16 protein-coding genes and 1 tRNA gene are annotated in these 19,089 nt (G+C 45.7%); 12 read left to right on the forward strand and 5 right to left on the reverse strand.

What is annotated here, in order from left to right:
• The first annotated feature begins 92 nt into the window (after window positions 1–92).
• A complete protein-coding gene (gene yvcK, locus OCU30_RS08130) occupies window positions 93–983 on the forward strand; it encodes a uridine diphosphate-N-acetylglucosamine-binding protein YvcK (protein ID WP_077312345.1) in 891 nt (296 codons plus the stop codon).
• A gap of 38 nt (window positions 984–1,021) precedes the next feature.
• On the opposite strand, the gene luxU is transcribed toward yvcK, so the two are convergent.
• The 3 genes from luxU to uvrB form a co-directional block, all read right to left on the reverse strand.
• Entirely contained in the window at window positions 1,022–1,369 is a 348-nt protein-coding gene (gene luxU, locus OCU30_RS08135; protein WP_077312344.1) for a quorum-sensing phosphorelay protein LuxU, read from the reverse strand.
• A 5-nt stretch (window positions 1,370–1,374) separates the two neighbouring features.
• Entirely contained in the window at window positions 1,375–2,787 is a 1,413-nt protein-coding gene (luxO, locus tag OCU30_RS08140; protein ID WP_077312341.1) for a quorum-sensing sigma-54 dependent transcriptional regulator LuxO, read from the reverse strand.
• Window positions 2,788–3,049: 262 nt separating this feature from the next.
• On the reverse strand, window positions 3,050–5,080 hold the full coding sequence (gene uvrB / locus OCU30_RS08145; protein WP_077312339.1) for an excinuclease ABC subunit UvrB: 2,031 nt from the start codon (window positions 5,078–5,080) through the stop codon (window positions 3,050–3,052).
• 610 nt (window positions 5,081–5,690) lie between these two features.
• Between uvrB and OCU30_RS08150 the strand changes: the two genes are divergently transcribed.
• The 3 genes from OCU30_RS08150 to acuI all read left to right on the forward strand — a co-directional run bounded on the left by OCU30_RS08150 (window position 5,691) and on the right by acuI (window position 7,432).
• A tRNA-Asn gene (locus tag OCU30_RS08150) sits at window positions 5,691–5,766 on the forward strand.
• Between the two features lie 194 nt (window positions 5,767–5,960).
• Window positions 5,961–6,209, forward strand: a complete 249-nt coding sequence (locus OCU30_RS08155; RefSeq protein ID WP_077312337.1) for a hypothetical protein — start codon at window positions 5,961–5,963, stop codon at window positions 6,207–6,209.
• A gap of 242 nt (window positions 6,210–6,451) precedes the next feature.
• On the forward strand, window positions 6,452–7,432 hold the full coding sequence (gene acuI / locus OCU30_RS08160) for an acrylyl-CoA reductase (NADPH) (RefSeq protein WP_077312335.1): 981 nt from the start codon (window positions 6,452–6,454) through the stop codon (window positions 7,430–7,432).
• 21 nt (window positions 7,433–7,453) lie between these two features.
• Here the strand turns inward: acuI and OCU30_RS08165 are convergent, their stop codons facing one another.
• Both OCU30_RS08165 and OCU30_RS08170 read right to left on the reverse strand, forming a co-directional pair.
• Entirely contained in the window at window positions 7,454–8,407 is a 954-nt protein-coding gene (locus OCU30_RS08165; RefSeq protein WP_077312333.1) for a LysR family transcriptional regulator, read from the reverse strand.
• Between the two features lie 236 nt (window positions 8,408–8,643).
• Window positions 8,644–9,537: a LysR family transcriptional regulator gene (locus tag OCU30_RS08170; RefSeq protein WP_077312331.1), complete on the reverse strand. Its 894-nt coding sequence runs from the start codon at window positions 9,535–9,537 to the stop codon at window positions 8,644–8,646.
• A gap of 97 nt (window positions 9,538–9,634) precedes the next feature.
• On the opposite strand from OCU30_RS08170, the gene budA reads away from it, so the two are divergent.
• The 8 genes from budA (at window position 9,635) to OCU30_RS08210 (ending at window position 19,038) form a co-directional block, all read left to right on the forward strand.
• A complete protein-coding gene (gene budA / locus OCU30_RS08175) occupies window positions 9,635–10,420 on the forward strand; it encodes an acetolactate decarboxylase (protein WP_077312329.1) in 786 nt (261 codons plus the stop codon).
• A 32-nt stretch (window positions 10,421–10,452) separates the two neighbouring features.
• Window positions 10,453–12,135, forward strand: coding sequence for an acetolactate synthase AlsS (gene alsS / locus OCU30_RS08180; RefSeq protein WP_077312326.1), 1,683 nt, complete (start codon window positions 10,453–10,455; stop codon window positions 12,133–12,135).
• A 483-nt stretch (window positions 12,136–12,618) separates the two neighbouring features.
• Window positions 12,619–13,200 carry an electron transport complex subunit RsxA gene (gene rsxA, locus OCU30_RS08185; RefSeq protein WP_077312324.1) on the forward strand — a complete coding sequence of 194 codons (582 nt, stop codon included), beginning with the start codon at window positions 12,619–12,621 and terminating at the stop codon, window positions 13,198–13,200.
• Complete coding sequence (gene rsxB / locus OCU30_RS08190; RefSeq protein ID WP_077312321.1) at window positions 13,200–13,781, forward strand: electron transport complex subunit RsxB; 582 nt, start codon at window positions 13,200–13,202, stop codon at window positions 13,779–13,781. Before rsxA ends, rsxB begins: the two co-directional genes overlap by 1 nt.
• Window positions 13,781–16,657 (forward strand): electron transport complex subunit RsxC, encoded by a 2,877-nt coding sequence (gene rsxC, locus OCU30_RS08195; RefSeq protein WP_261821297.1) that lies wholly within the window; start codon window positions 13,781–13,783, stop codon window positions 16,655–16,657. Before rsxB ends, rsxC begins: the two co-directional genes overlap by 1 nt.
• Window positions 16,657–17,703, forward strand: coding sequence for an electron transport complex subunit RsxD (rsxD, locus tag OCU30_RS08200; protein ID WP_077312319.1), 1,047 nt, complete (start codon window positions 16,657–16,659; stop codon window positions 17,701–17,703). Before rsxC ends, rsxD begins: the two co-directional genes overlap by 1 nt.
• A gap of 8 nt (window positions 17,704–17,711) precedes the next feature.
• Window positions 17,712–18,341, forward strand: a complete 630-nt coding sequence (gene rsxG, locus OCU30_RS08205; protein ID WP_077312317.1) for an electron transport complex subunit RsxG — start codon at window positions 17,712–17,714, stop codon at window positions 18,339–18,341.
• A 1-nt stretch (window position 18,342) separates the two neighbouring features.
• Window positions 18,343–19,038 carry an electron transport complex subunit E gene (locus tag OCU30_RS08210; RefSeq protein ID WP_077312315.1) on the forward strand — a complete coding sequence of 232 codons (696 nt, stop codon included), beginning with the start codon at window positions 18,343–18,345 and terminating at the stop codon, window positions 19,036–19,038.
• Window positions 19,039–19,089: the final 51 nt, after the last annotated feature.

Raw genomic sequence — 19,089 nt, forward strand, 5'->3', positions numbered from 1 at the left:
AAAATTCCCCATCTAAACCAAATTTTCTATACTATCCATTATTATTAATGAGTCACCCACCCTGGGTGACTGTGACAAAATAGAAAATAAATATGTCATTGCATAACACTCATAAAGTCGTCGCCATCGGCGGAGGGCATGGATTAGGCCGCGTATTGGCCGCGCTGAAAGACTTCGGCAATCATGCCACGGGGATTGTCACGACCACAGATAATGGTGGGTCTACTGGCAGAATTCGTCATTGCCAAGGTGGTATCGCTTGGGGAGACATGCGTAACTGTCTCAATCAATTGATTACTGAGCCTTGCATTAGCTCGATGATGTTTGAATACCGTTTTAAAGGAGCCGGGGAGCTCAACGGTCATAACTTAGGCAACCTTATCCTCACAGCGCTGGATAACCTGTCGGTGCGACCTTTGGATGCCATTAATTTAATTCGCAATATGCTGGGTGTCGAAGTGAACTTATTGCCGATGGCAGAGCACCCAAGTGATTTAGCTGGCCTGTCAACAACAGGAAAATGGGTCACTGGTGAAACTAACATCGATGATATGCAGGAGCCGTTACTAAGGCTTGATTTGGATCCTGAAGTGCCTGCCACTCGAGAAGCCATTCATGCTATTAATCATGCCAATACTATCATCCTTGGTCCTGGCAGTTTTTTAACCAGTGTGATGCCTCCGCTATTATTACCCGAACTCGCCAACGCTATTGCCGCGAATACTCGCGCCACTGTCATCTTTATTGAGAATTTGAGCCCAGAATTTGGGCCGGCAAAACTGATGACACTGCAACAAAAATTGGAATGGTGTGAGCGTTCTTTTCACGCCCGCCCAATTGATGTGGTGATTGGCGAGCACGCTCACCCAGAATTAGAGGATCGCTGGAATTGTGTCACGCGTGACTTGGCATCACTAAACCGTCGCTGGCGTCATGATCGCAGTAAACTACAACAGGCTATCGAAGAACACATGCAGCCATAATGACAACAAGCCATTGCCGATAAGCAATGGCTTGTGACTTAAGCTTCCGATGATGGCTGGAGCCGTTCATATCGCTCACGCGTTTCTTTTAATAGCCGCTGTAAATCATCATGTTCTGCTACGACATCCATATCGAGCCCAAGCTTCACCATGCTATCGATTTCAATGGCTTTGGCGCATAATTTATCAGCGCCAAAACTTGCTGCACTACTTTTCAATGCATGACTGACTTCTTTTAAGTATTCACTATCGCCATGTTCTTGCCCACGTAGGGTCTCTTCGTACGACGCGAGTTCACTTAAAAAAATTCCGAGTAATACTGGAACATTCTCTTGCCCTATTTCACTGGCAAGCGTATCTATCTTGTTCTTATTCAATAAGTCCATGCAGACTAACTTTCCTTTTCTTTCACTTTCTGACTGTTCCACGTTTGTAATTTACGATACAAGGTCGAAGGGCTAACATCGAGGTAACCAGCGGCACGAGGAATATTTCCGTCACACGCTTCAATAGCGCGCTCTATCGCAAGTTTTTCAGTTAACCATAAAGGATGAATATCACTCACTGATAGCGGCATATCCATCATACTGTTACCACTGGTGACCGGTTGGGGCTCTACGGGTTGATTGAGCGGTGGTGGCAACATAGGAAGCAATATCTCTCGGCCTTCATTTAACACCACAACATTACGCAATACGTTTTGTAGCTGACGTACATTACCCGGCCATTCATACTGTTTAAAGCGCTCAACAACTTCAGAAGCCATGCGCACAAAGCCTTTGCCTTCCTCTTTCGACATAAAACCGAGCAAGGAATAAGCAATTTCAATCACATCTTCACCTCGCTCTCTTAACGGAGGTAAGTGCAGTGGAATCACGTATAAACGATAATATAAATCTTCACGAAAACGGCCTTCTTGTACTTCTTTCCATGGATCACGGTTAGTTGCACATACAAAGCGTACATCAACACTTTTCATCTTAGAAGAGCCGACTTTTTGGAACGTTCCGGTTTGGATAAATCTTAATAATTTAGTTTGCAGATCCAAATCCATTTCGCACAACTCATCCAAAAAGAGCGTACCACCGTCGGCAAGCTCAGCGGCACCTTGGCGATCGGTTGCCGCGCCCGTGAACGCCCCTTTCACATGACCAAACAATTCACTCTCAATTAAATCTTTCGGAATCGCCGCGCAGTTTATGGCAATAAACGGTTTATCTACGCGTTTACTCGCGGCATGAATTGCTTCCGCACATACTTCTTTACCCGTGCCACTTTCTCCGGTAATAAAAATACTTGCTTTACTGCTGGCAGCTGAATCAATCGTACGATATACCGCTTGCATCGTTTGGCTGCTACCAATAAACCCTTGATAATTTTGATTATCGGGGTCCAACGCGTCATCTTTTAACTTGCTAGCTTTACGCATCGCATTGTTTACAGTAACCCGTAAGCGATCCGCTTCACACGGCTTAATTAAAAAATCTTGAGCACCATGACGCATCGCATCCACGGCGGTATCGATGGAACCATGCGCAGTCATAAACACAATCGGTACATGTGGGTGATCACGTTTGACTTCGTACAACACGTCCATGCCCGTCATATCAGGCAGGCGTAAATCAAGCAGAATCAGATCAGGCTCTCGCTCGGAAATTGAACGAATCGCATCATGACCGGTACCAACCAGCGTAATATCAATGTTTAACGGCGTAAGATACGAGCGATACAGTGCTGCCACTGATGCCGTATCTTCCACCATCAACAAATACTTTGAATGTTGAGGGGGATATTCTAATTCCATAACCTAGCCGTAACGGATTTGCATTTTGCGCAGAATCTTCGCATTCATCATTGCATTATGCAAATTCTTTTGTTTTTTTAGTTATATTCACTACAACATCACTGATTTTTCAGAGTTTACATTTTGGCACAGTATATGCTTTATATAATTATGACCCGCAAGGGTCACCTAGCCAACTGACGTTGTTAGTGAATTCGATGTTCACAATATTATAGCCAATAGAGCCTTTCTATTGGCTCTTTTTTTATGTCTGTAATTAAGTTTAGCTATTGACAATAAATTGGTGTCTGAGCGTTTCGATTTTATCGCGAAGTTTAGCTGCCGCTTCAAATTCTAAATCTTGAGCGTGCTGATACATGGTGGTTTCAAGTTTTTGAATTTCTTTCTCTAGCTCTTGAGGCGTTAATGCGTCATAATCTCCTGATTTCTCAGCCACTTTACTCAGTGGTATGGCTTTCGATTTAGGCTGTTTATTGCCTTTCGTTGCCTCACCAAGCTCCATAATGTCATTAATATTAGTTTTGAGCGCTTGCGGAGTTACCCCCAATTCTTCATTATGTAAATGCTGCTTTTCGCGCCGACGATGGGTTTCATCAATCGCTAACTTCATGGAGCGTGTAATACGATCTCCATATAAAATTGCTTTCCCTTTCACATTACGTGCCGCACGGCCAATCGTTTGAATCAGTGAGCGTTCCGAACGTAAAAACCCTTCTTTATCCGCGTCAAGTATTGCTACTAGTGACACTTCTGGCATATCTAAACCTTCGCGCAGTAAGTTGATCCCCACTAGCGCATCAAACTTACCTAAGCGTAAGTCACGAATAATTTCGACACGTTCAACCGTATCAATGTCTGAATGTAAGTACCGCACCTTTATGTCATGTTCGTGCAAGTACTCCGTTAGATCCTCAGCCATACGCTTGGTTAACGTTGTCACCAAGACTCGCTCTCCTTCTGCTGAGCGCAGACGGATTTCTGATAATAAATCATCAACTTGAGTCGCTACTGGACGAACTTCAATTTCTGGATCTAACAAGCCTGTCGGGCGGACAACCTGCTCAACGACATCTCCGTCAGATTTATCTAATTCATACTGGCTTGGAGTCGCAGACACAAAAATGGTCTGTGGCGCTAACGCTTCAAACTCATCAAATTTTAATGGGCGGTTATCTAACGCGGAAGGCAAACGAAAACCATACTCCACTAAGGTTTCTTTGCGTGAGCGATCACCTTTATACATAGCACCGATCTGTGGCACCGTCACGTGTGACTCATCTATGACCAACAAACCATCATGGGGCAAATAATCAAATAAAGTTGGCGGCGGCTCACCCTCATTGCGACCACTAAGATAACGCGAATAGTTTTCTATACCAGAGCAAAACCCCAATTCATTCATCATTTCGATATCAAATTGCGTGCGCTGCGTAATTCTTTGCTCTTCTAGCAATTTATTATTATCACGTAGATACTGCTGACGCTGCTGTAGCTCGCGCTTGATATTATCGATGGCTTCCAAAATCTTATCGCGAGGCGTCACATAGTGAGTTTTCGGGTAGACAGTAAAACGGGCAAGATCTCGCTGTTTAATCACCCCAGTTAGTGGATCAAACAAGCTGATTTTTTCAATTTCATCATCAAACATTTCCACTCTTACCGCTTCTTGTTCTGATTCGGCAGGGAAAATATCAATCACTTCACCGCGGACGCGAAATTGACCACGTTCAAACGTCATTTGATTACGTGTGTACTGTAATTCAGCCAAGCGACGCAGCATATCACGCTGGTTCATGACATCACCGCGACGTAAATGCAGCATCATTTTTAAGTAAGAATCCGGATCACCCAAGCCATAAATCGCCGACACAGACGCAACGATAATGGCATCTTTACGTTCGAGCAGAGCCTTAGTTGCAGAAAGTCGCATTTGTTCAATGTGAGCATTTACAGAGGCATCTTTCTCAATAAATGTATCTGTTGTCGGTACATAGGCTTCAGGTTGGTAGTAGTCATAGTAAGATACAAAATACTCAACGGCATTATTAGGAAAGAAACTCTTCATCTCACCATAAAGTTGCGCCGCCAACGTTTTATTTGGCGCCAACAGAATCGTCGGTCTATGTGACTGGGCGATCACATTCGCTAACGTAAACGTTTTTCCTGAGCCAGTGACACCGAGTAGAGTTTGATGGGCTAAACCCGCATCAATGCCTTCCAAAAGTGCGCTAATCGCTTCAGGTTGATCCCCAGCTGGTTGGTAGTGAGACACTAACTCAAACGCTTTACTCATAAATCCCCTAATATTCCGGCTGACTGCTTATTCTCTATTTTCGCCGCTGACGTTCTCTAATAGCAAGACATTCCTTAAAGAATTATCTATCGTTTATTAAACATATTTGCCGTAATGATCAGCATTAATCATGCTTGTATTTTTTATCATGATGAATTTTCTGTTTTTCTACGGATAGCTATAGATCGCTCCTGCTTAGTCTGATATTATCCTCGGCCCCGCTGCTCTACACCATCAAAAAACAAAAAAACAATCCACGGCTTGTCCCCATTTTTTCTAAAATCCACATAAAAATAACATTCTCAGTCCATGACACTCAGAATAGATTCAACGTGGAAATTTAATTTAAAACTAATAATAACAACAAGTTAAAAGAAAAATCCATTCCTTATATTGTCACATGCATTTTAACCCTGTGAATAAAAAAATAATAACCCCAAGGTAATTCACACACTTATCCACAAAAATAGTGGATAAGTAAACACAGCCTAGAACTGGTAAGGGCTACAGAAATGTAAAGAAAAAAATGTTACTTTTTTATTATTTTTACCGCGTAAAAACGTTGACAGAAAAAATCACAATCGCTAGTATACGCCCCGCATTAAGCAATTCCCCCTTAGTTCAGTTGGTAGAACGCCGGACTGTTAATCCGTATGTCGCAGGTTCGAGTCCCGCAGGGGGAGCCAAATTCAATAAAAAAAGACGCCTCTAGGCGTCTTTTTTTATACCTAAAGTCAAGCTTGTAGTGAAAACAAGCGACATTCCTGCTTTTTAAACACATCCACAAACAATAAAATGCCCATGCTTAGCGAGCCCTAAACGTCAACATGTCCCTTTGATTATGTTACTATAAAATCACTATTTTTAATGGAGGTAGATAATGGGTCACATATTAGGTGATGCTTTCCCTTACGTAGCAGGCGCTTTCAAAATTATTGTCTTGTGTATTGGTGGCTACTTTGCAATTAAGTGGCATTTTGAGGAAGATAGAAGAGTCAGAGAAGCCAAAGGCGAAGTGTTTGACAAAGTAAGCTACATGAAGAAATTAGCGATAATCATCACCTCTCTCATCTCACTAGTCCTGCTTATCGTGCTCGTGGTTTATGCCACAAACTGGTACCTCGACTAATCGGCTTTTTCGGCTAGATTAAACCGGACAACTCAGCAAGCGTCTTGTCAACCACCATACTAATAACGAGAACTTCCGCTAACATTATGGATGGTCGTTGCTATGCTTAGCATACAAACGTTTCGAGACGCTATTGAGTATGATTATTTTGCATAACCCTATATGCTAAACTTTCATTTCATTCATAACAGTATCAGCGTTAGACTGCCATAAATTATCATTCCCTATTTATGGAGCACGTTATGTTTGATGCGTTAATTCTGAATCAAGAAGATAAAACAACCATTGCCGCGATTGAACAGCTTGAGGAATCACAACTTCCCGACGAGGGAGTGTTGGTTGCGGTTGATTACTCATCACTCAATTATAAAGATGGCCTTGCGATTACCGGCAAAGGCAAAATTATCCGTAATTTCCCAATGGTCCCAGGCATTGACTTAGCAGGAAAAGTCCTTACTTCAGATGACCCTCGTTACCAAGAAGGTGATTCAGTTGTCTTAACAGGCTGGGGAGTGGGAGAAAATCACTGGGGAGGGATGTCTCAAAAAGCGAGCTTGAAGCCAGAATGGCTTGTTCCTCTTCCTAATGGTTTAACCTCAAAACAAGCGATGATGGTCGGTACCGCTGGCTTAACAGCCATGCTGTGTGTTCAAGCGCTCATTGACGCTGAAATAAAACCTGAAGATGGCACCGTTTTGGTAACAGGCGCCAGCGGCGGCGTCGGTTCTGTCGCCGTCACTCTACTATCACAACTTGGTTATAAGGTTGCTGCCGTCACTGGTCGCATCGAAGAAAATGGTCCATTACTAGAAAAACTCGGCGCGAGTCAACTCATTGAACGCTCTGAATTTGAAGAGCCTGCACGTCCACTAGAAAAGCAACTCTGGGCTGGCGCCATTGATACGGTTGGCAGCAAAATGTTAGCAAAAGTGTTAACTCAAATGAGCTATAACAGCGCGGTGGCAGCCTGCGGACTTGCCGGCGGATTTGATTTGCCGACAACCGTCATGCCATTTATTTTGCGTAATGTTCGCCTACAAGGCGTGGATTCGGTAAGCTGCCCTCGTGAAAAACGCATGGCCGCATGGGAAAAACTGGCACAATTATTACCTACTGAATATTTCGAGCAAGCGTGCACCGAAATCACATTAGCTGACGCGCCGCACTATGCAGAAAAAATTACCACCGGCCAAAATACAGGCCGTGTCGTAATCAAGCTTTAACCGCTTTTTGAGTAAGGCCGATCACGGCCTTACTTCATCTAGTCCCATGTCTTCTACACGTTTCGCGATAAGCCTGCCACACTCTTCTTTGACGATATTTCTCAACCAGATTTGTGCTGGTGAGTGGTCACAACGCGGGTGCCAGATCATCGAGTAATCAAAAGGCGTAAAATCAAAGGGTAACGGTTTTACGATCAAGTCATAACGCGCCGCGACTAAATACGCCAAATCGGCAGGGACGGTAATAATGAGCGGCATCATATCGACGATCGCGAGTGCCGCTTCTAAATGATAAGCCCTCAAAACCATACGCCGTTGCGGTTTATCTGCCAGAGCCTGTTCAAGCAGTAGTTTTACCCCATCACTAATCGCTATCATGGCATGGGGGTAAGCTAAATAATCATCCAGCTCCATGTTTTTATCCGCCAGTGGATGATGTTTAGACAACAAACATAGCACCCCCACCCGACCCAATATTTCATGCTGCAATGGCTCAATCGAATGAATAGGGCGGCAGATGGCTAAATCAGCTCGGCCATAAGTAAATTGATCCTTAAAGTGCTCATTTTGTAGCGGCAAAAAATCAAACGCAACATGCGGAGCTTCCTGATAAATACGAGGTAACGCAAAAGGCATAAGCGTTTGCATGGCATAATCGGTCGTTGCAATCGTGAACGTTTGCTCGCAAGATTTGGCATCAAAATCGATAGGTGATAAGAGCTGACGAAAAGACTCAAGAGGCTCACCTAACGCTCGGTTTACCGATAAGGCTTTTTCAGTCGGAATCAGATACTGACCTTGACGTGTGAATAAAGGATCGGCGAGTAAACTGCGTAGCCGCCCTAAAATCCGACTCATTGCTGACTGGCTTAGGTTTAAACGATTCGCTGCTCGGCTCACACTGCGCTCCTCAACCAGAATTCGCAGCGCAACTAACAGATTCAAATCTCGCCGATAAATCTCTTCTACTTCCATACCCAATCTTACGTAATCTAACAACGTTGCTAGTGTACCCAATAAACGAAGGAAAATATCGTTTAAGTGTGACACATTTGAGCCTACGACCCCTCTTTATAACAAAAAGGCATAAGGTTGACTTAATACGTACTTTTAGTCCGCAAAAGCAAAGTGTTGATAAACGCGATTAAATGACAACCGACTCTGAACGATATCATCCTTTTTGTTTTAACTATTTCGCAAATACGATGTTGCTAACGTGTTTCGCCTGCAGATATAGCACTCAATTTCGCTACGACATTCAGTGCTTGAGCGTTCAAGTTGGATGCCTGCCAAGCCACCACGATTTGGCTAGTAAGCGTCATACCCTCGATGCTGACAATCACCGCAGAATCATCCAAATGCTCGGCTAAGGAATATGGCACGATAGCGATTCCAAATCCTGCCTGAGCCATAGCAATAGTGGTGCGCAACTGCGGCGAGGCAAATTGCGGCTGCAATCGTATACCCGCATCGCCCAGTAACGCGCTCAACGCATCATACAGCGCAGGGCCCGTTTCTCGCGGAAACAACAACAGTTTTTGCTCTTTGAGGTGATGCAGTTGAATACTCTTAAACCGCGCTAATGGATGATGGGCCGGAATCACAGCAACAAACGGGTCATCAAGTAACCGTTTTCGTTCAAACGGTTCACTGGCGTAACAAGGTACACGCATGATCGCAAGGTCTTGTTGCTTATTCTTAAGTTGCGCCACCAGCTCTGGCATCGGCATTTCCGCGGTATTAAAGTGAATGCCATTACTCTGGATGGAAGCCATTTTTTCCAGTACAGGGATACACGTTGAGGTAGAGGTCGCAAAACCAATATTCACTTGCGTGCTCTCACCACGAGCCACCTGCCGTACCCTTGCCTCTGCACGCTGTGCATCCGCTAATATACTTTCTGCATCTTTTAAAAAGACCTCCCCTGCACGCGTTAATTCAACACCACGAGATAGACGTTTAAATAAATCCACACCTAATTCATGTTCCAGCTTTTTTATCTGCTGGCTCAACGGTGGCTGTGCAATTCCTAGCTGTTCAGCCGCTTTCGTAAAATGGCGTAACTGAGCAACGGTAACGAAGTACTTTAAGTGACGAAATTCCATATTTTTTCTATATCAAAATAAATCTTTTTTATATTGGATTTATCCGTGTAACAAAGTCAACCTTAATAGACACACTATTGCATAAACGGATAAAAACATGCGTGAACTTTCTAACTCCCAATGTGCCTGCTCGTTTGATGTTGCAAAAGAATATGCGCTCTACCATCAAACCACAGGTGAGGGCGAAATTTATCAAACATCATTGATGAGTGCCCTGATTGCAGGCATTTATGAAGGAACGACAAGCATAGCTCAGTTACGTGAGCACGGCGATTTTGGTTTAGGTACGTTTGACCAACTTGATGGTGAGCTTATTGCTTTTGATCAAGACGTTTATCAGCTTAAATCCGATGGTTCGGCCAATCCTGCGACGATGGAACAAAAAACACCATTTGCGGTGATGACCTTTTTCAATGCAGATATCGAACTGCCCCTCAACGCTGCCATGACTCGCTCTGAGGTCCATGATCTCATCGATAAAATGGTTCCTAGCGATAACATTTTTTGCGCCGTACGCATTGATGGCGTGTTTGACTTTGTACGCACCCGCACTGTCCCTAAACAGACCCCGCCTTATCGACCAATGTTGGAAGCGATCAAAGCACAACCGACGTTTAGTTTTGCTCATCGGCACGGTGTTGTCGCTGGCTTTCGTAGCCCGCAATACACGACGGGAATCAATGTTCCCGGTTACCACGAACATTTCATTACCGATGACCGCCAAGGTGGCGGACACATTCAAGATTATCGAGTGTCATCGGGCGTTCTGCAGATAGGTAAAGTGTCAAAGTTAGTCATTGACACCCCAACATCAGACGGTTTTCTCAATGCCAACTTGGCACCTGACGATATCCGGTCCGCCATTGAAAAAGCAGAAAAATAACACAATTAGGTCAACCTAATAAGGAATAAACTATGCCATCTCAACCTGCAAACCAAACCGGAGCTCAGTTAATCGCACTACAATTGGAGTCGCTGGGTATCCAAACGGTTTTTGGTATTCCGGGTGCCAAAATCGACCCCTTGTTTGATGCCATTGAAGACACAAATATCGAGATGATACCTGTGCGCCACGAAGCCAATGCCGCGTTTATGGCAGGTGCTGTTGGCCGTTTAACGGGCAAAGCGGGCGTTGCCATGGTGACCTCTGGGCCCGGTTGTGGAAACCTGGTTTCGGGTGTCGCGACGGCCAATTCAGAAGGCGACCCGATGATCGCACTTGGTGGTGCTGTGAAACGTACCGACCAACAAAAGCAGACTCACCAAAGTATTGATACGGTAAGCATCTTTCGTTCCATCACCAAATTCAGCGCGGAAGTGCAGCATGCCGATGCTGCTAGCGAAGTGATGGCTAATGCGTTTCGTATCGCCGAATCGGGTCGCCCTGGAGCCTGCTTTGTTAGCCTACCGCAAGATGTCTTAACCGACTCAACACAAACGGACATTATTGTTCCCTCACATTATAGCCAACCAGGCATAGCCGACAGCGCCGCAACAGAAGAGGCGGTGAGCCGTATCAAACAATCTAAACGATGCGTGGTATTACTCGGTCTACATGCCAGTCGGAGTACCAACAAAACCGCGATTGCTCAATTTTTACAAAAAACGCAACTTCCCGTTGTCGGTACCTATCAAGCTGCCGGCGCCGTCGACATTACTTACTATGATCACTTTGCCGGACGTGTCGGATTATTTAATAACCAACCGGGTGATGTATTACTGCGTGACGCGGATTTAATTATTACGGTTGGCTTTAGTCCCATAGAATACGATCCGGAATTATGGAATCGTCATCGTTGTGCCATTATCCATGTCGATATAGAACCTGCCGAATATCAATTGAACTACCAACCTTGTGTCGAGATTATTGGTGATATCGCGCAATCGCTCGACAAGGTCAGTGAGGCCATATCGGAAGCAACATTACTTTCTCCGATTGCCTGCTCTGTGCTTGATGAAGTCGCCACACAACGAGAAGTGATTAAACATTACCCGCTCACGCACAACTCACAGGGGTTTCATCCACTGACCCTTATTAAAGCAATGCAGGCAATTGTGTCGCAAGATACAACCATGTGCTTAGATATGGGCAGCTTCCATATTTGGATTGCTCGCTACCTTAGTTGCTTCCGCGCGCGCCAAATGTTGGTATCTAACGGCCAGCAAACCATGGGCGTCGCGCTGCCTTGGGCCATCAGCGCTAGTTTACTCAAGCCTGGTCATAAAATCATTTCGGTTTCTGGAGACGGTGGTTTTATGCAATCGAGCATGGAATTAGAGACAGCCGTCCGGCTCAACTGTAACATTCTCCATATTATCTGGGTTGATAACGCGTACAATATGGTAGAAATGCAAGAACTGAAAAAATACCAACGGTATTCCGGCGTAAAATTTGGCCCGATTGATTTCAGGATGTATGCCGAATCATTCGGAGCGAAAGGTTTTGCCGTGACCAGTGCCCATGAATTACAGTCAGTATTACAGGCGGCGATGAACGTTGAAGGGCCATCCGTTGTTGCTATCCCTGTGGACTACAGTGACAACTACAAATTGATGTTGCCGCGCGATAATCATGATCAGGATCCAGTCTTTTCTTGATCCATTGTTCTATTGATCCAACGTTATCTTCAACGCTGGCGTGTCGCCAATAAAGCGCGGCAGACAAGGCACACCAACGTCTAGGTTTCACTTAAAGCCGTCAAGTACATACTCACCATGTGTGTACTTGACGCCGTATTTTTGGGGTTTATTGAAGAGCTTTCGCGTTGACGCCTTCGGCAAATTACATGGCAGTTAATAATGCAACGCGATGATTGGTATAAGGATTCACCCAATCTCCTAAGAGGCACATAAAGACCACCCAACCTTCCCTTCTTTTGATAATGTGTTGTGTTACAATTACCACAATTGAATCACTAATACATTCAATATCCAGATACGGCGCCGTACCCTGACTCGTGCTCCGACTAGCAATGCTCGAACAGATTTTATTCAGCCGTATAAAACCCTAGCTTTCCTCGGTTGTTATCCTCGCAACAAAAACGGATAATACTAGGATCAGAATTTCACCCTAGGCTGACTATGACCGAATATGTGTTGCTGTTGATCGGCACTGTGCTGGTTAACAATTTTGTACTCGTAAAATTTTTAGGTTTATGCCCATTCATGGGGGTTTCTAAAAAACTGGAAACAGCCATTGGCATGGGATTAGCGACAACGTTCGTATTAACGTTAGCGTCCGTATGTTCGTATCTTGTTGAAACCTATATTTTAAGACCGCTGGGTATTGATTACCTGCGTACCATGAGTTTTATTTTAGTGATTGCGGTGGTTGTGCAATTTACTGAAATGGTGGTGCATAAAACCAGCCCAACACTATATCGATTACTCGGTATCTTTTTGCCGTTAATCACAACCAACTGTGCAGTGCTCGGTGTGGCATTACTTAACATTAATGAAAATCATAACTTTATCGAATCCATCATTTACGGATTTGGAGCCGCTTTAGGGTTTTCTTTGGTGTTAATTCTCTTTGCTTCAATGCGTGAACGGATCCACGTTGCCGATGTTCCTGCTCCTTTCAAAGGTGCATCGATTGCGATGATCACCGCAGGATTAATGTCTCTTGCCTTTATGGGCTTTACCGGATTGGTGAAACTGTAATGAGTACCATCTTGATTGCTGTAATTGCACTGGCCGTTCTCGCGGCTGTATTCGGTGCAATACTTGGATTTGCATCTGTGCGTTTCAAAGTCGATGCCGACCCGATTGTCGATCAAATCGATTCGATTCTTCCCCAAACTCAATGTGGCCAATGTGGCTATCCGGGGTGCCGCCCGTATGCCGAAGCGATCGCCAATGGCGATACCATTAACAAGTGTCCTCCAGGCGGACAAGCGACGATCGAAAAATTGGCTGATCTCATGGGAGTCGATGTCCCAGAGCCTGCACATGACCTTGAAGACAATGTCAAAACCGTCGCATTTATCCACGAAGATATGTGCATTGGCTGCACTAAATGCATCCAAGCGTGCCCAGTTGATGCTATTGTTGGTGGCACGAAAGCATTACATACCGTGATCAAAGATGAATGTACTGGTTGTGATTTATGTGTCGCACCGTGCCCAACTGACTGTATTGAAATGATCCCTGTCGAAACCACCCCTGATAACTGGAAATGGAAATTAGATGCCATTCCTATTGTTGACGTGACCAATGCCGCCGCTGAACAGGGTGTGAAATAATGGATAACATGTCATTAATCGAGCAAATCAAAAGTGGCAAATTGTGGGATTTTCCTGGTGGGATCCATCCACCAGAAAATAAAAAACAATCCACTAAAAAACCTCTCGCTGACGCTGGCGTGCCTCACGAGTTAATACTGCCATTAAAACAACATATTGGCCGTGCTGGCAGTGTGAGCGTCAAAGTGGGTGATCATGTGTTAAAAGGTCAGCCGCTAACCCAATGCAATACCGCATTCACTGTGCCTATTCATGCGCCAACCTCCGGTACAATCAAAGCCATTGAAGATAGAACGGTTCCCCATCCTTCTGGCTTAAGTGAACCGTGTTTGATTTTGGAATCTGACGGCGACGATCGTTGGATTGAGCGTACTCCCTACCGCGATTATCATTTGGCTACGCCAGCGGATGTGATTGAACATATTCGCCAAGCTGGTATTTCCGGTATGGGTGGAGCCGGTTTTCCAACCGCGCGTAAAATTGAATCAGGCCAAGCCAAAATTGATATGGTCATCATCAATGCGGCCGAGTGCGAACCTTATATTACTGCCGATGATGCATTGATGCGCGAATATGCCGCTGACATTATCGCCGGCATTGAGGTGGTTGAGCATATTTTGTCCCCAAAGCTGACCATTATTGGGATTGAAGATAACAAGCCACAAGCGATTAAAGCGCTGGAAACGGCCGCACAACATCACGACAACATTGTCATACGTGTCGTGCCGACCAAATACCCATCAGGCGGAGCTAAACAATTAATTAAATTGTTAACCAATCAAGAAGTCCCTAGCGGACGACGTTCTTCTGAACTCGGCCAAATGGTCTTTAATGTTGGTACGGTTCACGCGATAAAACATGCCGTGATGGATGGTGAGCCATTAATTCAACGTGTCGTGACACTCACCGGTAAAGCCATAAAGCACCCACAAAATGTCTGGGCTCGCTTAGGTACGCCGATTCAATTTTTATTAGACCAATTTGGTTATAAAGAAGATAAAAAAGTTCCCCGTTTGATTATGGGTGGACCTCTCATGGGCTTTACTCTTCCCCATAGCGGCGTGCCGATCACCAAAATATCCAACTGTATTTTAGCGCCCACGCGCCGAGAATTAGCGCCACCGAAACCTGAAATGCCCTGTATTCGCTGTAGTGCTTGTGCCGACGCGTGCCCAGCTTCATTATTACCGCAGCAGCTCTTTTGGCATGCGAAAGCGGAAGAATACGAAAAGTGTGAAGAGCTTGATTTAAAAGATTGTATTGAGTGTGGTGCTTGCGCCTATGTCTGTCCAAGCGACATTCCATTAGTTCAATATTACCGCCAAGCGAAAGCAGAAATTCGTGAACGCCGCCTAGAATCAGAAGCCGCTGAACGAGCGAAACAACGCTTTGAAGCGAAAAAAGCACGCATGGAACGTGAGAAAGAAGAACGAGAAAATCGCCACAAAAAAGCAGCTGAACAACGCCGCCAGAAAATGACGGAAACCAGTGGCGGCAATGACGCAGTATCTGCAGCGATTGAGCGCGTAAAATCACAAAAACAAGCAACACAACAAGACGCAGGGCCAAAACCGGCTGTCGCTGCAGCAATTGCTCGTGCCAAAGCCCAACAAGCTGAAGCAATGAACAAAGATGCGGAGACCCCTGATAATAGCGAAATGATGAAATTACGTGAAGAACGTAAACGTCAGGCCCGTGAGCGTAAAGCCGCCCAGCAAGCACAAAAAGCGTCCCATTCAGAGCATGAATCTGCGACGAATGACACCGCTTCATCAACGGCGGACACTAATGAAGGCAATGGGAAAAAAGACGCCGTCGCCGCTGCTGTAGCTCGCGCCAAAGCACGTAAGCAGCAGCAAGCTGAGCCATCAAAAGATACAGTAGCTAACGAGACTGAAACCAGCAACGGCAGTGATAAGAAAGATGCCGTCGCCGCTGCGGTTGCTCGCGCTAAGGCACGTAAGCAGCAACAAGCACAACCTGACACCGACGACTCTCAGGCACAGCCAGCGCAAGACGCATCATCGCTAGCGTCGGCGCCGAATACGTCGCCAAGCGCAGATGATGAATCTCAGCCTGACGCTGACCCGAAAAAGGCCGCCGTCGCCGCTGCGATTGCTCGCGCCAAGGCACGTAAGCAGCAACAGGCACAATCTGACACCGATGACTCTCAAGCACAGCAAGCGCAAGACGCATCATCGCTAGCACCCGAGCCGAATACGTCGCCCAGCGCAGATGATGAATCTCAGCCTGACGCTGACCCGAAAAAGGCCGCCGTCGCCGCTGCGATTGCTCGCGCCAAGGCACGTAAGCAGCAACAGGCACAATCTGACACCGATGACTCTCAAGAACAGCAAGCGCAAGACGCATCATCGCTAGCATCGGCGCCGAATACGGCGCCAAGCACGGATGATGAATCTCAGCCTGACGCTGACCCGAAAAAGGCCGCCGTCGCCGCTGCGATTGCTCGCGCCAAAGCACGTAAGCAGCAACAGGCACAATCTGACACTGATGACTCTCAGGCAGAGCAAGACGCATCATCGCTAGCATCGGCGCCGAATACGTCGCCAAGCACAGATGATGAGCCTCAGCCTGACGCTGACCCGAAAAAGGCCGCCGTCGCCGCTGCGATTGCTCGTGCCAAAGCACGTAAGCAGCAACAGGCACAATCTGACACTGATGACTCTCAGGCAGAGCCAGAGCAAGACGCATCATCGCTAGCATCGGCGCCGAATACGGCGCCAAGCGTAGATGATGAGCCTCAGCCTGACGCTGACCCGAAAAAGGCCGCCGTCGCCGCTGCGATTGCTCGCGCTAAAGCACGTAAAGCCGCCAATAAACAACGTCCATCTAACAATTCTGAGGAGAATGACTAGTGGCCTTTTTTATAGCAAGTTCACCGCATACCCATGTGAAGCGGAGCACTGCTGACATTATGAAATGGGTAGCGGTATGCGCCATTCCAGGCCTGATTGCCCAACTCTACTATTTTGGCTGGGGCACTTTAATACAGTTACTCTTTGCGATCGTAGTGGCATTAAGCTGCGAAGCTATTGTCATGAAATGCCGTAAACGCCCAATCAGCACAGCACTGCGTGATAACAGTGCACTGGTCACAGCTTGGCTACTCGCGATTTCCATCCCGCCATTATCTCCGTGGTGGCTATTGGTCATTGGCCTCATATTTGCCATTGTGATCAGTAAACAACTCTATGGCGGCTTAGGACAAAACCCGTTTAATCCCGCTATGGTGGGGTACGTCGTTTTGCTTATTTCGTTTCCCGTACAAATGACCAGTTGGATTCCACCATCGCAGTTTGCCCCGCAAGCGATTTCTTTGAGTGATTCGATCTCGTTAATTTTTACCGGGTTTAGTATCGATGGTTATTCACTGCAACAGCTTCGCACTGGCTTAGATGGAGTCAGTATGGCGACGCCATTAGATACGATTAAAACATCAGTGCGTGCCGGAGAATCATTAAATGAGATTATGCAAAAACCACAATTCGGTTTGCTTGCTGGCGTGGGGTGGCAATGGGTCAACCTTGCTTACTTGGCTGGCGGTTTAGCGCTAATACGTATGCGAATTATTAACTGGCATATCCCAGTGGCTTTCATTGCAGGATTATTGATCACCAGTTCGGTGATTACTTTGTTGATTCCAGGAACGACCCCTAGCCCATTAATACACTTATTCTCTGGTGCAACGATGTTAGGGGCATTCTTTATCGCAACGGATCCCGTATCCGCCTCAACCACAGATAAAGGGCGGCTCGTATATGGAGCATTCATCGGGAGTCTTATCGTCATTATACGTAGCTGGGGCGGTTATCCCGATGGGGTCGCCTTTGCGGTGATTCTAGCCAATATGTGCGTCCCTATGATTGATTACTACACCAAACCTAGAACTTATGGTCATTAAGGAAACGTATGCTCAATGCTATTCGTAAAAATGGCACCATTTTGGCCATTTTCGCTTGTGCCTCTACTGGTGTGGTGGCACTGACAAATTATTTAACACAAGATAAAATTCAAGAGCAAGAACAAGCACAATTGCTCTCGATTTTAAATCAAGTCGTGCCTAAAGCACTACATGATAATGTGTTATCCAACACATGTGCCATGATTCGCGACCCGCAATTAGGCACAAATCAAGCGATGCCCGCTTACTTTGGTACTAAAAATGGTGATTATTCAGCGATAGCGATTGAAGCGATCGCTCCCGATGGATATAACGGAGCAATCAAAATCATTGTCGGTATCAATAAACAGGGTGTGATTACGGGCACTCGCGTGCTATCACAAAATGAAACGCCGGGTCTGGGCGATAAAATCGATATACGAGTCTCGGACTGGATTTTAGGTTTCACTGGTAAAACAGTGACCAAGAAAAATTACGATACGTGGAAAGTCCGTAAAGATGGCGGACAATTCGATCAATTTACAGGGGCAACGATTACGCCACGCGCCGTCGTAAAAGCGGTACGTAATACAGCACTGTTTGTCGAAAAAAACCACGCTAAACTGTTCGCCCAAGCTCACCAATGTGAGGTAGATTAATATGGACATGAACAAAAAACTCTTAAAAGATGGTATGTGGGATAATAACCCTGCGCTCGTACAGTTATTGGGCTTATGCCCGCTACTTGCGGTTTCCTCTACGGTGACCAATGCGTTAGGGTTAGGCATTGCGACATTGCTCGTATTAGTCGGTTCCAATGTCATCGTCTCTTTAGTGCGTGATCATGTCCCAAAAGAAGTGCGTATTCCCGTATTTGTCATGATCATCGCGTCATTGGTAACGTGTGTACAATTACTCATGAATGCCTATGCCTACGGCCTCTATTTATCCTTAGGTATTTTTATCCCGCTCATCGTGACGAACTGCATTATCATTGGACGCGCTGAAGCCTTTGCATCCAAAAATGATGTAATACCATCTGCATTAGATGGTTTATGGATGGGGTTAGGTATGACAGCAGTACTCGTAGTATTAGGGACTTTGCGTGAAATTTTAGGTAATGGCACCCTGTTTGATGGCGCCGATTTACTCCTCGGTGATTGGGCAACATCACTGCGTATTGAACTGTTTCATTTTGATAATAAGTTTTTGCTGGCGTTACTACCACCTGGCGCGTTTTTCGGCGTTGGCTTATTAATCGCTCTTAAAAATGTGATTGATAAACGTATTGCTGATCGCCAGCCACAGCAAGCGAAACCAGAGATTGAACGGGCTCGTGTGACTAACGCTGGATAGCGTTCACATCACCTCATATAAGCATAACGATAGCCTCATTAGTACTGAGTA

It is taken from the genome of Vibrio palustris (assembly GCF_024346995.1).
Classification (GTDB): domain Bacteria; phylum Pseudomonadota; class Gammaproteobacteria; order Enterobacterales; family Vibrionaceae; genus Vibrio; species Vibrio palustris.

Coding starts and splice junctions, on each gene's coding strand:
- OCU30_RS08210 (WP_077312315.1), top strand. CDS start 18,343: ATGGACATGAACAAAAAACTCTTAAAAGATGGTATGTGGGATAATAAC.
- acuI (WP_077312335.1), top strand. CDS start 6,452: ATGTTTGATGCGTTAATTCTGAATCAAGAAGATAAAACAACCATTGCC.
- alsS (WP_077312326.1), top strand. CDS start 10,453: ATGCCATCTCAACCTGCAAACCAAACCGGAGCTCAGTTAATCGCACTA.
- OCU30_RS08170 (WP_077312331.1), bottom strand. CDS start 9,537: ATGGAATTTCGTCACTTAAAGTACTTCGTTACCGTTGCTCAGTTACGC.
- luxO (WP_077312341.1), bottom strand. CDS start 2,787: ATGGAATTAGAATATCCCCCTCAACATTCAAAGTATTTGTTGATGGTG.
- uvrB (WP_077312339.1), bottom strand. CDS start 5,080: ATGAGTAAAGCGTTTGAGTTAGTGTCTCACTACCAACCAGCTGGGGAT.
- OCU30_RS08155 (WP_077312337.1), top strand. CDS start 5,961: ATGGGTCACATATTAGGTGATGCTTTCCCTTACGTAGCAGGCGCTTTC.
- budA (WP_077312329.1), top strand. CDS start 9,635: ATGCGTGAACTTTCTAACTCCCAATGTGCCTGCTCGTTTGATGTTGCA.
- luxU (WP_077312344.1), bottom strand. CDS start 1,369: ATGGACTTATTGAATAAGAACAAGATAGATACGCTTGCCAGTGAAATA.
- rsxA (WP_077312324.1), top strand. CDS start 12,619: ATGACCGAATATGTGTTGCTGTTGATCGGCACTGTGCTGGTTAACAAT.
- OCU30_RS08165 (WP_077312333.1), bottom strand. CDS start 8,407: ATGGAAGTAGAAGAGATTTATCGGCGAGATTTGAATCTGTTAGTTGCG.
- rsxG (WP_077312317.1), top strand. CDS start 17,712: ATGCTCAATGCTATTCGTAAAAATGGCACCATTTTGGCCATTTTCGCT.
- rsxB (WP_077312321.1), top strand. CDS start 13,200: ATGAGTACCATCTTGATTGCTGTAATTGCACTGGCCGTTCTCGCGGCT.
- yvcK (WP_077312345.1), top strand. CDS start 93: ATGTCATTGCATAACACTCATAAAGTCGTCGCCATCGGCGGAGGGCAT.
- rsxC (WP_261821297.1), top strand. CDS start 13,781: ATGGATAACATGTCATTAATCGAGCAAATCAAAAGTGGCAAATTGTGG.